Source organism: Mucilaginibacter polytrichastri, from assembly GCF_001911425.1.
Taxonomy (GTDB): domain Bacteria; phylum Bacteroidota; class Bacteroidia; order Sphingobacteriales; family Sphingobacteriaceae; genus Mucilaginibacter; species Mucilaginibacter polytrichastri.
The window spans coordinates 4375076-4390241 of record NZ_MPPL01000001.1 but is presented as its reverse complement, the minus strand read 5'-3'; the positions used below and the strand labels follow the sequence as shown (position 1 = coordinate 4390241).

The window sequence follows — 15166 nt, the reverse complement described above, 5'->3', positions numbered from 1 at the left end:
GCACCATCCTCACTTGCGCTCTCTTGCAACGAGGACGGGATTTGCACATTCCTGGGAAATAGAATCTTAAGCCTTGTTTTCGTATTGTTTGGTTGCTTTTCGCTCGTAAAAATAACTTAGCACATAAAGGCAAACAATGCCTATCAATACCCCGCCTACTACATCAGTAAACCAGTGTGCACCCAGATAAATCCTGGAGAATGGGATTGAAAATATAAGGAACACCGAAAACGAACCGATTATAATTCTGATTGATTTAGGAAGATCCTTTAGCTGGATCATCAGCATTGTTAAAAAACCGAAATATACTATATAGAACAGTACATGCCCGCTTGGGAAACTTTGCTGAGATGCTTTTTTAAATACGTGCACCAATGGCTCGGACGGCCTTGGGCGGTTAACGATGATCTTGAAGATGGTGCTAACCACGCCAGCGAAAGCAGTAGAGAGCATAAATAAGGCTTCGCGCTTGTATTTAAGCAGTAAGAAAATGCCTGTAGCCAATACAACCATAATAATAGAGCCAGGGAAATAACCAAACCAGCTGATAATTTCCATTGCAGTATCCAATACCGGGTTTTGATATTGCTGTACATCTTTGCTAAAACGCTCATCTAATATGTTGACCGGCGAGTATTTCACAAACAAACTCAACGCCAAAAAGCCGACGCAGATGAGTACAAGCACAACGGCCATTATTTTTTTTCTTCTTTCAGCGATCATAGTTTTATGCAGCGTATGCCCAACAGGAATATTTTTATAGTGTGCATTGGTTATTAATACGGCGTTTTTTTTAAATAAGAAGAGCATCTGCCACAGGCAAATGCTCTTCTTAGCATATTTTTAAAAGCGGAATTATTCGTTCTCTATGGCCGAAAATATTTCGAGTACAATGTTCCAGCGGTGGTTGGCATCTGGTTGCCAGATGCGTACATAGCTGTAATTGCTTACAATGTTGCCTTTTTTAATGCGGGCTTTACCATAGCTGTAAGCGAGATCGCCACTGGTTGAGCGGCCTGCCGTTAGTGTTTCGGCAGATATGCTGATACCTTCATTGTTTAAAAACTTCATAGTTTTATCAATGCCGGTAATTGGCTGAAAACCCGGGAAGTAAAAATGGCCTTCGGGATTAAAAAATTCTTTATAAGTACCCAGGGTAGAGATATCCAGTGTATGGTTAAAGGTTTTATCGGTATTAACAATAATGCCCTTACCTAAAAACGGATCTTTACTCGGGGCCGATTTTGGCGGCTCCGGATCTTTAAAATCGGTATTGGCGGTCAACTCAGTTTCGGGGTGCTGGATACCCAGGTCAATAAGCAATTTTAACTTGTTATCTGCATCGGCGCGCCATATGGAAACATAATCGCCATACACCTTGTCTTCATCGCTTTTGCCGTTTTGGTATACGTAAGGGCCGGCGGTAAAGGCCATATCGCCATTGGCAGATATGCGGGCGTATTTAGGGATCCAGCTTAACGTGCCGGGTTGTTTATCAATTTTGCTGTAAAATTCGTTAATCTTAATGGCTTCGGGTTTAAATACAATTCCTTCTGCATCGGCTACGCTTAAAAAGCCATCTTTAATGCCTTTACGGGCTACTAGTTTATTAAAATTATCTTCGGCGGTTATTACTGTTTGTACCTGGGCTGCTTTTTGTTGTGCAGATACAGAAAGCCCGGTGCTGCTTAATGCAATAATAATTAAGGATTTTTTAAAATTCATTTTTAGAATAAAAAGTAAATAAATAGTAAACCTAGCGGGTAGTAACTAATTTACAATTATAGCTAACTGATTAACTTAAATTGTGTGGTTTTAGTATAAAACAATGATGCTAAGTTTATGTGTTAATGTTTAATATAAAAGTAATTAATAATGAGGCAGCTGTAAGCGATTGAAAAAAAGCTTAGTTAATGCCTGGAATATGCTATTACATTGGTAAAAGCTTAATGCTTATACAATGTTATTATATTTTAGTTTTAAATGTGTAGATTTGGATAATTAGGGTTGATAAATATCATTTGCTGTTATTTTATTTACTTTAATGTTAATCAATTAATTAAGGCTACAAATGCACATTAATAATTTTTAACACTATTGACAATATAATGAGGCACTGGTTTAAGCAAACCGATATTAAATACTAAAATGGCCGGATAAACATTTATCTGGCCATTTTAGGTTCGGGTGTTATTACAGATCTGTTAGGCATCTTATATTTTGGTCCAGGTGGTGCCTTCTTTGGCGTCTTTAAGTTGGATTCCTATTTTTTGCAAGCCATCGCGTATTTTGTCTGATGTGGCATAATCGCGGTTGGTTTTAGCTTCGTTGCGCAGGTTAACAATAAAATCAACCACTTTGGGCAGTTCGTCTGTGGATGCTTGTTCGTTTTTGAGGCCCAATATTTCGGTCACAAAATCGTTCATCAGGTCTTTTAGCTGCTGCAGATTGGCTGCATCGATAGCCATTTTACCATCATGTACCGAATTAATAATGCGCGATGCCTCAAACAGTTCGGCAATTAAAACCGGGCTGTTAAAATCGTCATTAAGAGCTTCGTAGCAACGTTCGCGTAATGGCGTTATCTCTGCTTCTGTAGTGGCAGATGCTTTGAGCCCATCCAGTAAGCTAAAGGCATTCATCAGTCGTTTAAAGCCTTTCTCTGATGCCTCCATCGCTTCATTACCAAAATCGAGCGTGCTGCGGTAATGCGCCTGTAACATAAAGAACCTCACGGTCATCGGGCTGTAGCCCTTGTTTAATATGGCGTTGTGCCCGGTAAAAAGCTCATGTGGTAAAAAGCTGTTACCTAACGATTTCGACATTTTTTGGCCGTTAACCGTCAGCATATTGGTATGCACCCAGTACTTGGCCGGGGTTTTATTAAAGCAGGCTTCGTTTTGGGCAATCTCGTTGGTATGGTGAGTAGGCACCAGGTCAAGTCCGCCGCCGTGGATATCAAACTGGTCGCCCAGGTATTTGTGGCTCATGGCCGAGCATTCCAAATGCCAGCCCGGGAAACCCACACCCCAGGGCGAAGGCCATTTCATGAGGTGCTCGGGCTTGGCTTTTATCCAAAGGGCAAAATCAAGCTTGCCATGCTTTTCTTCCTGTCCGCCGAGGCTTCGGGTGTTATTCAGCATATCTTCGAGGTTACGGCCGCTCAGTACGCCGTAATCAAAGTTTTTATTATACTTCTCTACATCAAAGTAAATAGAGCCATCAACCTCATAAGCATAGCCGTTGGCAATCATTTCTTTCACCAGTTCTATCTGCTCAATAATATGGCCGGTAGCGGTAGGCTCAATGCTGGGCGGCAGGGTATTAAATATGCCCAATACTTCGCGGAAACCCACTGTATATTTCTGGGCAATTTCCATTGGCTCTACTTTGGCAATTTTTGCTTTTTTAGAGATCTTGTCTTCGCCTGTGTCAGAGTCGTCTTCCAGGTGGCCGGCATCGGTAATGTTGCGTACGTAGCGCACCTTGTAACCCAAATGGTTAAGGTAGCGGAATATCAGATCGAACGAGATATAAGTACGGCAATTGCCCAGATGCACATCGCTGTAAACGGTAGGGCCGCAAACATACATGCCCACGTGAGGGGCGTTAAGCGGCGTAAACTCTTCTTTTTTACGTGTTAAAGTGTTGTAAACAAACAGGCTTTGTTTCATGGGCAGCAAACTTACGATTTTTTCGATATGTGTGTGAAGTTAAGCAGAACGGTTATTTATTTTGATGGGAATATGATGATTTGATAATCGATTTTTTTTATTCCCTCCTTGGGAGGGGCGCGATTGGCGGTGGAGTGGCAGGGAGGGGTTTATACTCCATCTATTTGAAGAAACCCTTCCCTAGCCCTCCCAAGGGAGGGAACTTTACCTATACACACTTAAATTACTTCAACAGCAAATCACTGTAAACCGGGTAATGGTCTGATAATTTTTTCTCTATTACGCGATAATCCTGCACATTGAAGCCGGGCGTGGTCAGTATATAATCGATCTGGTAATTGGGAAAATCGCCGTTATAAGTTCGGCCCAGGCCGCTGCCTTTTTCGCGGAAGGCATTTTTGAGGCCTTTAGCCATCTCGTGCAGCGCGTATGATGATGGTGTATCATTAAAGTCGCCGGCTATGATGTAGGGGTAGGGGCATTGCTTTGTATGTTCCTTAATTACATGTACCTGTTTACTGCGGGCTATAAAGGCTTGTTTAAGTTTGCTGCCTATGCGGCGAAACGAGTGCATATCTGTTTTCCCTTTTTTAGATACGCTATCCAGGTACTGATAATCTTCCTGATCAAACCCGATAGATTTAAGGTGTACGCAATAATAGCGGAAGGTTTGCTCCTTATATTTTACATCAATAAAAATGCACTGATTACCGTTACGGTCTTCCGAAAGGCGGATGAGGCCTTTGTTAATAATGGGATATTTAGAAAATACAGCTATCCCTTCTGCATCGCGGCTATTACTGTAATTAACAGGCTCAAAATAGTAGTTGCTATTATTAAGGATGCTTTTGATAGAATCTGTCATGGCGTATTCGCCCTTGTGCCGGGTATAATACTCCTGGAAGCCTATAATATCGGGTTGCCTTTCGCGGATTAGGTCCAGTATTTCGTGTTTGGTTGATACATCATTTTTAGCGCCATATTTTTTAAACGAATGCACATTGTACGTCATAATGCGAATGGCATCGCGGGTTTCTTTTTGCTTGTAGGTGCGGGCGGCGTTAACGCCAAAACTATTTTGTAATACGCTATACCCCGCAACAATGCATAGCAATGATATTAAGGCAAACCAGCTTTTTTTGAAAAGCCAGATGACAATAAAAATAATGTTAAACAGTAAAAGTGGTGGGTAACCCAGCCCAAAAAATGCAATTAACCATACCTTGCCCGGATCTGTAACAGGTGCCAGATAGCTGATAAGCAATGCGATGGCTAACCCGGCATTGATACAAAGCAAAAGTTTGGTGAAAAAGCCTAACCCTTTTTTAGCCTTCATTTAATCGTTATTGCTGGCTCTGAACAGCGTTTCTTTCTCGCTTTTGTTCAGACTGTCGTACCCTGTTTGCGAAATTTTATCCAGTATACGGTCTATTTCTTCCTGGTGGGGTGCGGTGTTGATGTTTCTGCCTGGTTTCTGGTAGCCTGCGTTATTGCTCACTACCTTAATTTTAGGGCTGGCTTTAAATACCTTGCCAAAGCTTTCGCCCCAATTGTTACCGCGTTGTAGTTGCTTAATGTAAATAAAGCCCAGCAGTGCGCCGCCCAGGTGCGCAATTTCGCCGCCGGCATTGGGGCCTGCAATACTTAAAAAGTCGAGCACTACGTAAAATATGGCTATCCATTTTAATTTTACAGGGCCTAAAAACATCAGGAAAATAGTGTAATTGGGCACCAGGGTGGCGGTAGCCACAACAATGGCCATCACACTGGCCGAAGCGCCTAAAATAGGGATCTGTAAAAACTCTGGCGTGTGCGCAAAGGCAGGGATAAAATTAAATGCCGCTATATAGGCTGCGGCACCCGCTAAACCACCTGCTATATATAAGCCTATGGTTTTTTTATTGCCCAGATATTCTTCAAAAATTTGGCCCAGCCAGTAAAGCCACAGCATGTTAAATAAGATGTGGAAAACCCCCTCATGCATAAACATGTAGGTAAGCGGTGTCCAGAACCGGGTAAGCAGTTTGGGTAGTGAGGCAACCATGTCCAGGTATTCTACCGAATAGCTTTTAATGATGCTGGGCTGACTAAAGCCGGTAATAAACAGCTGCTCTAAAATAGCCGGGATATTTATAAGCAAAAATACGCACACATTAATAGCGATGAGCACATTTACTTTGCTGCCCGAGTGCAATACTTTGTAGCGTATATCTTGCCAGGTGGTATTCATATCGATGTTTTTTAGGGTAGGCGTTTATGTATATAACTTACATAGTTTACATAAAATTGTTTGGCCTTTGTACACGCCACAATTTAATTAAAAGAAACCCAAATAAAGCACCGCCTATATGGGCAAAATGCGCTACAGAATCTCCGGCAAATTGGCCAAGGCCAGAACCCAATTCATATATCATATAGACAGGTACTACGTACTTTGCTTTTACCGGTACAGGGATAAACATAATCATTAATTCGGCATTCGGTAAAAGGTAGGCAAAAGCAATTAGTACACCAAAAATAGCACCAGATGCGCCAACCATGGGGTTTTCATAAATGTCTTTTAATTTTGCAAATTCTTCGGTAGTAAGTCTAAGATTTGATGATGGATCAAGTGTAAAATGACCTATTAATGAATGTACTTCAAGTCCCTGTACAAACATTTGTAATGCAAGGGCACCAAGGCCACAAATGAAGTAGAAATTTAAAAAACGTTTTGAACCTAAAATATATTCTAAAATAGGACCGAATGAATATAAAGCAAACATGTTAAAAACGATATGCCAAATACCCCCATGCATAAACATATGCGTAATAATTTGCCAAGCTTTGAAATGAGGTGAATTAAAATAAAAAACTCCAAAAAGATCTACATATGCATTTGGAAGATCGGGGCCCTTATCATAAATATAGTACGGTATAAAACAGATCACGTTAATGATCAGCAAATTTTTTACAACCGGGGGTAAATTGGCTAAAGGGTTCTGCCTAAGTGCACTCATATTAGTTACAAAAGCTTATTAAAGCTATTTTTCAAATCGTTCTGTTAATTCATTTAACGTAAAAGTACTGATCACTGGTTTTCCGTTCAACGCCTGATTTGGCATTTGGCAGGCAAAAAGCTGGTCGATCAATAAATTCATCTCATCCAGCGATAGCCGGGTACCTGCTTTGGTAGCCGCATTACGTGCCAGTGTACGTGCAAGCGTATCGCGCTTGTCTAACTTTAATATGGCGGTATTGTTTTTAAATCCTTCCAGCAGGCTTTCTAATAATTCGTGCTCGCTGTTGTGGTTAATATCAGCCGGAATACCTTCAACAATAACGGTATTAGGCCCAAATTCGCGTATGTCGAAGCCAAGATTACGTATGTCTGGCAATAGCTCTTTTAATAACTCAAAATCGCTGCTGTTCAAGCTTACCGTTTCGGGGAACAGGCTTTGCTGGCTGAGGCCCGAATGGTTTTGCAGTTGCGCCAAGAAACGTTCGTACAAAATACGCTCGTGTGCCCATTGCTGATGAATGAGCATAAAGCCCGACTTAATTTGCGACAGAATAAATTTATGATGGATCTGGAACAGTTGGCGTTCGCTGTTTTTAATCACCTGCTCTTCGTCCAATGTCACATTGGGCGCATTGTTATCCAGGTCGATGGTGTGCTGTTCTTCCGTATCGCGCTTGCTGATCTGGTATAGCGTGTCCCAGTTATTCGGGATGCCCTTTTTCTCAAAATAAGCCGACTCGCTGCTGTAGCTGCGCTCACTTTTCTTTTCGCCCGGTACGCTAAAGGGGTTAAAGTTGGGGTTAAAGCTGATGCTAGGCTGTACAATTTCCTCAAAAGGTTTCGGGGTAATCAGGTGTTCAATACTGTTCTCCTGGTCAAAATCCAGGCTAGGGGTGATGTTGTATCGACCCAAAGAACGCTTAACCGCCGAGCGGATAATGGCGTAGATAGATTTCTCGTCCTGGTACTTAATCTCTGTTTTGGTAGGGTGTACGTTAATATCAATCTTCGACGGATCGATCTCGATAAACAGCACATACAGTGGGAAGGTGTCATCGGGCAGTAACTGCTCAAAAGCAGTGAGTACCGCATGGTTAAGGTAAGCATCCTTTATAAAACGGTTATTTACAAAAAAGAACTGCTCGCCGCGTGTTTTGCGGGCAAACTCGGGCTTGCCTACAAAGCCCTGTAGTTTAATAATGCTGGTATCTTCTTCAACAGGAACCAGCCGCTGGTTATAGTTATTGCCCAGTAAATGCACAATACGCTGCTTTAACGTAGTGCCAGGCAGGTGATAAACCTCCTGGCCTTCGTGGTGCAGGGTGAAAAATATCTTAGGATTAGCTAAAGCTACCCGCTGAAATTCGTCGAGGATATGGCGCATCTCTACCGGGTTGCTTTTTAAAAAGTTACGGCGCGCGGGGGTGTTATAAAATAAGTTTTTGATGGATATAATCGTACCGGCAGGGGTAGCACAGGGCTCCTGGCTCAATACTTCGCTTCCTTCTATACAAATGCAGGTGCCCAGTTCATCTTCATGGCGGCGGGTTTTCATTTCTACCTGTGCAATGGCGGCAATAGAAGCCATTGCTTCGCCGCGGAAACCCATGGTGCGGATGGCAAACAGGTCTTCGGCTTTGCGTATTTTAGACGTGGCATGACGCTCAAAACACATACGTGCATCGGTAATGCTCATACCGGCCCCGTTATCAATAACCTGGATCAGTGATTTTCCGGCATCTTTAAGTATCAGCTGAATTTTATCTGCGCCGGCATCAATAGCATTTTCAACCAGTTCTTTTACCGCCGAGGCCGGGCGTTGTACCACCTCGCCGGCTGCTATCTGGTTGGCAACCGCGTCTGGTAAAAGCTGTATGATGTCAAACATTTATTTAATTTCCCTTCAATTTCGTTGTCGGATGCTAAATTAAATATTTGATACCATAACTTTAGCTTCTGATAGTTGTATATAGTTTTGTAACTAAGCTGTTAACTAACCTCTATGTTTGAAAAACTAAGAAAAATGTGGCCCCTGCTGCTCTGTATAGCGTTTGTAGCATGCCAGCAAAAAGAATATAATGCCGATCTGTTAGTGAAAAATGCGGTTGTTTATACCGTTGATAGTAATTTTACTACCGCCAACTGTTTGGTAGTAAGCAGCGGAAAAATAATTGCCGTTGGAAATGCCGATACCCTCGAGAAAAAATACAAGGCCCGCAAAGTGGTTGATGCAGGTGGCAAGCCGATTTACCCCGGGTTTATAGATGCCCATGCCCACTTTTACGAATACGGCATGAGCTTGCAGGAAGTACACCTGGAAGGCACCCAAAGCTGGAAAGAAATTACAGACTCGGTGCAAAGCTTTGCCAAACGCAATACCGAAGGCTGGATTATTGGCCGCGGCTGGGACCAAAATGATTGGAAAGACAAGCAATTTCCTAACAAAGCCAAACTGGATTCTTTGTTCCCGGTAAGGCCGGTTATGCTATCGCGGGTGGATGGGCATGCCATTGTTGTAAACCAGGCTGCCTTAAATATTGCCGGTATTAAACCCGGACAAACCATTGCCGGCGGGCAAATAGAAACTATTAATGGTAAACTAACCGGTATTTTGGTTGATAACGCCATGAAACTGGTTGAACATAAAATACCCGCCCCGACAGATGCCATGGTAGAGGAAGCCTTTACCGATGCCCAGCGTAACTGTTTTGGCGTAGGCCTAACCACGGTTGATGATTGCGGTTTACCTTATACTATGGTAAGCACTATTGCACAGCTACAGCACAAAGGCGCATTAAAAATGCGGATGTACGTAATGCTGTCAGACAATCCCGAAAATTACGAGTACCTGTTTAAACGAGGCGTTTTTAAAACACCGGGCCTTGATGTACGCGCTTTTAAGGTGTATGCCGATGGCGCTTTGGGCTCGCGCGGGGCAGCCTTGCTTAAACCTTACGCTGATAAAGCCGGCTGGAGCGGCTCGTTGCTGAATACGCCCAAACACTACGAAGAAATTGCCACCAAACTAGCGGCAAAAGGCTTCCAGATGTGTACCCATGCCATTGGCGACTCGGCCAACCGGCTGATGCTGCATATTTATGCTAAAGCGCTTAAAGGCAAAAATAACCTGCGCTGGCGTATTGAGCATGCACAAATTGTAGCACCCGAAGATGTAAAGCTGTTTGGCGAGAACAGCATTATCCCATCAGTGCAGCCTACCCATGCCACATCTGATATGTATTGGGCTGGTCAGCGTTTGGGCTCCGGGCGTTTAAAAACTGCTTATGCCTACAAAACCCTGTTGAAGCAAAACAGCTGGATGCCTTTGGGTACAGACTTTCCCGTAGAAAATATTAACCCGCTGTATACATTTTACGCAGCAACCGAACGGATGGACCTGAAAGGTTTCCCGGCTGGTGGTTTCCAGAAAGATAATGCCCTGAGCCGCCAGGAAGCTTTAAAGGGGATGACCATCTGGGCCGCCAAAGCTAATTTTGAAGAAAAAGAAAAAGGAAGCATTGAACCCGGTAAATACGCCGATTTTGTGATCCTCGATCAGGATATTATGAAAGTAGGTGGTGCACAACTACCCAAAGTGAAAGTGATGAAGACTTATGTTAATGGTGAAAAAGTTTATGAGAAAAAATAGGCACCCCCTTGCCGTACTGCTATTAGCAGTATTTATTATTACCCAAACTGCTTGCGCACAACAGCCGCAGCCTAAAAATATTACCAATCAGCAGTTTTTGGCCGAAACTAAGGATGCTGAAAAAACTACTGTACTGCTAAATAACGAGTATCAGCTGGTGCCGCTAAAAAATCTGGAACAGATTAAAGTAGCGAGTATCCATTTTAACTATTCGTACTCAGCAGGCTTCGATAGTATCCTTACCAAGTATACCGCCATTAAACTTATTAACGGTAACACCTACGGTAATAAAATTGCCGCACTGGGCGATGATTTGAAACTGTACAATACGCTTGTTTTTCAGTTAACAGAAACCGATGTAAACAACAGCCAGTTAATGGCTTATATCGTCGCTACCCAAAAGGTAAAAAATATTGTAATTGCCTTTTATGGCCCGGGCAGGGCTTTAACTATGCTGAATGATGTTATGGCACCGATTATCTGGTGCGAAAAGCCTTCGCCGGTTACCGCGCAGTATGTGCCGCAGCTTATATTTGGCGGGGTAGCAGCTACACAAAAGTTAGCCAATAGCTTTTCATCCAAATATACATCGGGTGCAGGTTTCGAAACTGCTAAAATACGTCTGGGGTACAGCGTACCCGAAGATGTGGGCATTAACTCGCTGAACCTTTCGGGCATCGATCTGATAGCTCAGGAAGCCATTCGTAATCATGCCACACCGGGCTGCGTGGTATTGGTGGCTAAAGACGGTAAGGTGATCTTTAACAAAGCTTACGGTAACCACACTTATGATACCAGCGTACTGCCCGATAAGGTCACTGATATTTTTGATATGGCATCAGTAACCAAAGTATCTGCTACAACACCTGCAGCTATGCAGCTGGTACAAGCAGGCAAGCTAAACCTCGACTCTACCATGGGTACGTATTTGCCCGAGGCACGAAATACCAATAAAAGCGATATCCGCCTGCGTGAATTATTGCTGCACCAGGCAGGTTTGATTCCTTTTATTCCGTTTTATGAAACCATAAAGCCGGCCGATCACAGCAGCGACTCATCAGCAATATACCCAACCAAAGTAGCTGATGGTTATTATATCCGTAAGGACTATTATAAGGATACAATGCTGCCGCGCATGCTTAATAGTGCATTACGCACCCGCGGGCAATATGTGTACAGCGACCTGAGCATGTATTTTACCAAAGAAATTGTAGAAACTGTAGCAGCACAGCCAATAAACGAGTATGCACAACAGCATTTTTATAACCCGCTGGGGATGCAAACAGCCGGGTTTTTACCCCGTAACCGTTTCACACGAGATCAGATCATCCCTACAGAAGATGATACCTATTTTCGGCATACCTTGTTAGTAGGTTATGTACACGATCAGGGTGCCGCAATGGCAGGTGGCGTATCCGGCCATGCAGGTTATTTTGGTAGTGCTAATGATGAAGCTATCCTATTCCAGATGCTGCTGAATAAAGGCAGCTACGGCGGGGTACAATACATTAAACCCGAAATTGTAGAACAGTTTACGTCCCGCCAATCAAACGTAAGTCGCCGCGGCTTGGGCTTCGATGGCTGGGGGCCGATAGTAGACAGCCATTACCCATCATACAATGCTAACCCCGGTACCTTTGGTCATACCGGCTATACCGGCACTTGTGTATGGGTGGACCCGAAAGATAACTTGGTTTATATTTTCCTATCTAATCGGGTTTATCCTAAAGTAACCGACAAGTTATCGAGCCTCAATATCCGCCCACGGATAATGGACACGATTTATGATGCAATAACGAAGGGGTTGTAATTTGTTGATGAAATTTTAGTTCCCTCCCTCGGGAGGGTTAGGGAGGGGTTATTCGATTTGCAATTAGATAAACCCCTCTCTGCCATTACACTATCCGGCCCGCTCCTCCCAAGGGAGGGAATTAAAAAAGGCTGATGATAGCTCGATACTAACAACGGGTAAATTTCCTATATTACCCCGTACTTATAACCAATTACACTTCATGAAACCTCAAAACTTACTGGCAATGCTTGCGCTTGGCTTAGCAGCGTGTAACCAACCGAAACCAGCCGAACCAAAAGCTTCTATTATTGGTACTTGGCAACTGGTATCAGATGTTATTATTACCAAAGGTGATACCGCAATTACTTATCCGGTGAAGGGTAAAGAAGATGAGATGATTAAGATGTATAACGACACGCATTTTGCTTTTACCCAGCACGATTTAAAAAAAGGTAAAATTGATACCCCATTCTTTAGTTCGGGCGCCGGGACTTACACCTTAAAAGGTGATGACTACACAGAACACCTGATGTACTGCACCGACCGCGTATGGGAAGGCCACGAATTTAATTTTAAACTTACCATCCACAACGATACGCTCATACAAAAAGGCATAGAGCGGCTCGATAGCTTGAAAATCAACCGTGAGATTGTAGAAACTTATGTGAGGAAGAAATAATCTCTTTCATCATTATCAGTTGCTGTAAAATAGGTATATCATCAAACCGGGCTGGGTAAATCATAGTTATAATATTGCTATTGCACTTGTTAAAGGTTTTAAAGTAAATAATAAAGCTGATGAGTGGCAAGTGCAAAGCCACCAAAACATGTTAATTTGTTTTGCCGCAGCATTACCCGGTAAGGCTGTAATGGCAATAAGTTAGAGGAGGTTGAATTTTTTTAGACGAACATTTTTTCCTTTCTTATTTTGCCGGCTGTATGATCGGCAAATCCCAATGAGTTGTACAACTGCAAAAGGACAATACGAATATCCAGACTAGTTTTGATGTTTTTCGTGACACAACTGCGTCAGTAACAAAAATAATGAGTGCGTGAAAGAATAGCGTGTTTATAAATACGATAAACTCCCCCACAATTCATTAAAATTCGGTCTCATAAACTTTACATCAGTTTAACACTTTTGCCGTAAATTGCTGTTAAACTTGCAACGATATATGAGCCTTAATTTATAGGCAGTTGTATCTCAATTTAACCCGTATCCATATTAAATGAAAATCGGAATTGTATGTTACCCAACGTTTGGCGGCAGCGGCGTTGTGGCTACAGAGTTGGGTAAAGCACTGGCCGACCGCGGTCACCAGGTGCATTTTGTTACCTATAACCAACCTGCCCGGCTCGACCTGTTTTCAGAGAACCTGTTTTACCATGAAGTTACCGTAAGCAAATATCCACTGTTTGATTTCCCGCCTTATGAACTGGCACTAGCCAGCCGTTTGGTTGATGTGGTACGTTTCGAAAAATTGGATGTATTGCACGTGCATTATGCTATTCCACATGCTTCGGCTGCGTTTATGGCTAAACAAATACTGGCTACTTATGGTATCAGCATCCCGGTGGTTACTACCCTGCATGGTACCGATATTACCCTGGTGGGTAACGATCGTACTTACAAACCGGTAGTTGAATTTTCGATTAATAAAAGTGATGGTGTAACTGCTGTATCAGAGCATTTAAAAAAAGACACTTACCGATTTTTCGATATTCAGAAAGATATCAGGGTGATCACTAACTTTATTGATCTGAGCCGCTTTAGCTTAAAACCCAAAGATCACTTTAAAAAGGCAATAGCACCTGAGGGTGAAAAAATACTGGTACACACTTCTAATTTCCGCAGGGTTAAACACGCCCAGGATGTAATTAGGATTTTTGCTAAAGTGAATGCTGTGATCCCATCTAAACTGTTGATGGTAGGTGACGGGCAGGATCGCCCGGAATGTGAGCAACTGGCCCGCGATTTAGGTGTGAGCCAAAATGTGCGCTTTTTGGGTAAGCAGGATGCGGTAGAAGAAATTTTATCAGTGTCTGATCTTTTCCTTATGCCATCTCAGTCAGAAAGTTTTGGTTTAGCTGCGCTGGAAGCCATGGCCTGTAAAGTACCTGTAGTGAGTACCAACACCGGTGGTTTGCCGGAGCTGAATGTAGAAGGTGTAACCGGCTTCCTTAGGGATGTTGGCGATGTTGACGGTATGGCCGAACGTGCAATTTATATTCTGGAAGATGAAGAGCGCCTGGCACAGTTCAAAGAAAATGCTTTGGAGCATGCACGCACCTTTGAACTTTCTAATATATTACCACAATATGAAGCTATGTACCAGGAGGTTATTGATAACCTGCAGCCTGTTACAACAGCCCCATAAGTAACTTAATAGTAATTATTAAAACTACTTAGCCATATTTGTGTATTATACTTGATACAAAAATATATTACGATGAAGAAAATTATTACGCTGGCACTAGTTATGTCGGCCTTTGCTCTGCTGATCTCGGCATGTTCTGCCACCAAAAGTGTTGTTAACGGTGGGGCTACACGATCTGCTTATGTAGGTACCTGGACGCTTACCGACGTAGGGTATCAAAACCTGGTAGAAGGTGCAGTGCAAACTATTTTTGATCAGGGCCCGCCTGCCTCATTTATAGGTAGTACATGGTCTTTCACCAATAGTGGTAATGGGTCGTACACTTTAAGCAGCGGCACGTCACAAAAAATATTCTGGTCGCTAAACGGAGATACTTTTCAGTTTAAGAAGATATTTGAAGGCGATAAAGCCAAAAATGTAGCAGAAGGCTATCAATTGGCCATAGTCTCTAACGACGGCTCAAATATGAAAATTAAAGCGCCAGTAGGCATAGGCAGCACAGGTACAGGCTATGTAGTTTATACATTTGCCAAAAGCAAATAAATCACAATAGCACCAATAAGAAAAGGGCTTTCTGATTAATCAGGAAGCCCTTTTCTTATTGGCTCGTACCAGTTGTTATTGTAGCTAAGAATCTTTAAGCGTAAGTTTTATAGTATCATTATGATTTAG

Annotated in this window: 12 protein-coding genes; 5 read left to right on the top strand and 7 right to left on the bottom strand. The window is 42.7% G+C overall.

Going from position 1 to position 15166, the window contains the following annotated elements:
- Positions 1-66 precede the first annotated feature (66 nt).
- The 7 genes from RG47T_RS18835 to mutL all read right to left on the bottom strand — a co-directional run bounded on the left by RG47T_RS18835 (position 67) and on the right by mutL (position 8563).
- On the bottom strand, positions 67-723 hold the full coding sequence (locus tag RG47T_RS18835) for a phosphatase PAP2 family protein (RefSeq protein WP_175538904.1): 657 nt from the start codon (positions 721-723) through the stop codon (positions 67-69).
- A gap of 132 nt (positions 724-855) precedes the next feature.
- Entirely contained in the window at positions 856-1725 is an 870-nt protein-coding gene (locus tag RG47T_RS18830; protein ID WP_074491002.1) for a Cif family virulence factor, read from the bottom strand.
- Positions 1726-2213: 488 nt separating this feature from the next.
- A complete protein-coding gene (gene cysS, locus RG47T_RS18825) occupies positions 2214-3674 on the bottom strand; it encodes a cysteine--tRNA ligase (protein ID WP_074491001.1) in 1461 nt (486 codons plus the stop codon).
- A 223-nt stretch (positions 3675-3897) separates the two neighbouring features.
- The gene (locus tag RG47T_RS18820) at positions 3898-5010 is read right to left on the bottom strand and encodes an endonuclease/exonuclease/phosphatase family protein (RefSeq protein ID WP_074491000.1); all 1113 of its coding nucleotides are present in this window, start codon (positions 5008-5010) and stop codon (positions 3898-3900) included.
- On the bottom strand, positions 5011-5904 hold the full coding sequence (locus tag RG47T_RS18815) for a rhomboid family intramembrane serine protease (RefSeq protein ID WP_074490999.1): 894 nt from the start codon (positions 5902-5904) through the stop codon (positions 5011-5013).
- A 46-nt stretch (positions 5905-5950) separates the two neighbouring features.
- Positions 5951-6619, bottom strand: coding sequence for a rhomboid family intramembrane serine protease (locus RG47T_RS18810; protein ID WP_317041631.1), 669 nt, complete (start codon positions 6617-6619; stop codon positions 5951-5953).
- Between the two features lie 78 nt (positions 6620-6697).
- Positions 6698-8563 carry a DNA mismatch repair endonuclease MutL gene (gene mutL / locus RG47T_RS18805; RefSeq protein WP_074490997.1) on the bottom strand — a complete coding sequence of 622 codons (1866 nt, stop codon included), beginning with the start codon at positions 8561-8563 and terminating at the stop codon, positions 6698-6700.
- Between the two features lie 114 nt (positions 8564-8677).
- Between mutL and RG47T_RS18800 the strand changes: the two genes are divergently transcribed.
- The 5 genes from RG47T_RS18800 to RG47T_RS18780 all read left to right on the top strand — a co-directional run bounded on the left by RG47T_RS18800 (position 8678) and on the right by RG47T_RS18780 (position 15037).
- Entirely contained in the window at positions 8678-10324 is a 1647-nt protein-coding gene (locus RG47T_RS18800; protein WP_074490996.1) for an amidohydrolase, read from the top strand.
- Positions 10311-12134, top strand: coding sequence for a serine hydrolase domain-containing protein (locus RG47T_RS18795; RefSeq protein ID WP_074490995.1), 1824 nt, complete (start codon positions 10311-10313; stop codon positions 12132-12134). The genes RG47T_RS18800 and RG47T_RS18795 overlap by 14 nt, the downstream gene beginning before the upstream one ends.
- Positions 12135-12336: 202 nt before the next feature.
- Positions 12337-12795, top strand: a complete 459-nt coding sequence (locus RG47T_RS18790) for a hypothetical protein (RefSeq protein ID WP_074490994.1) — start codon at positions 12337-12339, stop codon at positions 12793-12795.
- 550 nt (positions 12796-13345) lie between these two features.
- Entirely contained in the window at positions 13346-14494 is a 1149-nt protein-coding gene (gene bshA / locus RG47T_RS18785) for an N-acetyl-alpha-D-glucosaminyl L-malate synthase BshA (RefSeq protein ID WP_074490993.1), read from the top strand.
- A gap of 72 nt (positions 14495-14566) precedes the next feature.
- Complete coding sequence (locus RG47T_RS18780; protein ID WP_074490992.1) at positions 14567-15037, top strand: hypothetical protein; 471 nt, start codon at positions 14567-14569, stop codon at positions 15035-15037.
- Positions 15038-15166: the final 129 nt, after the last annotated feature.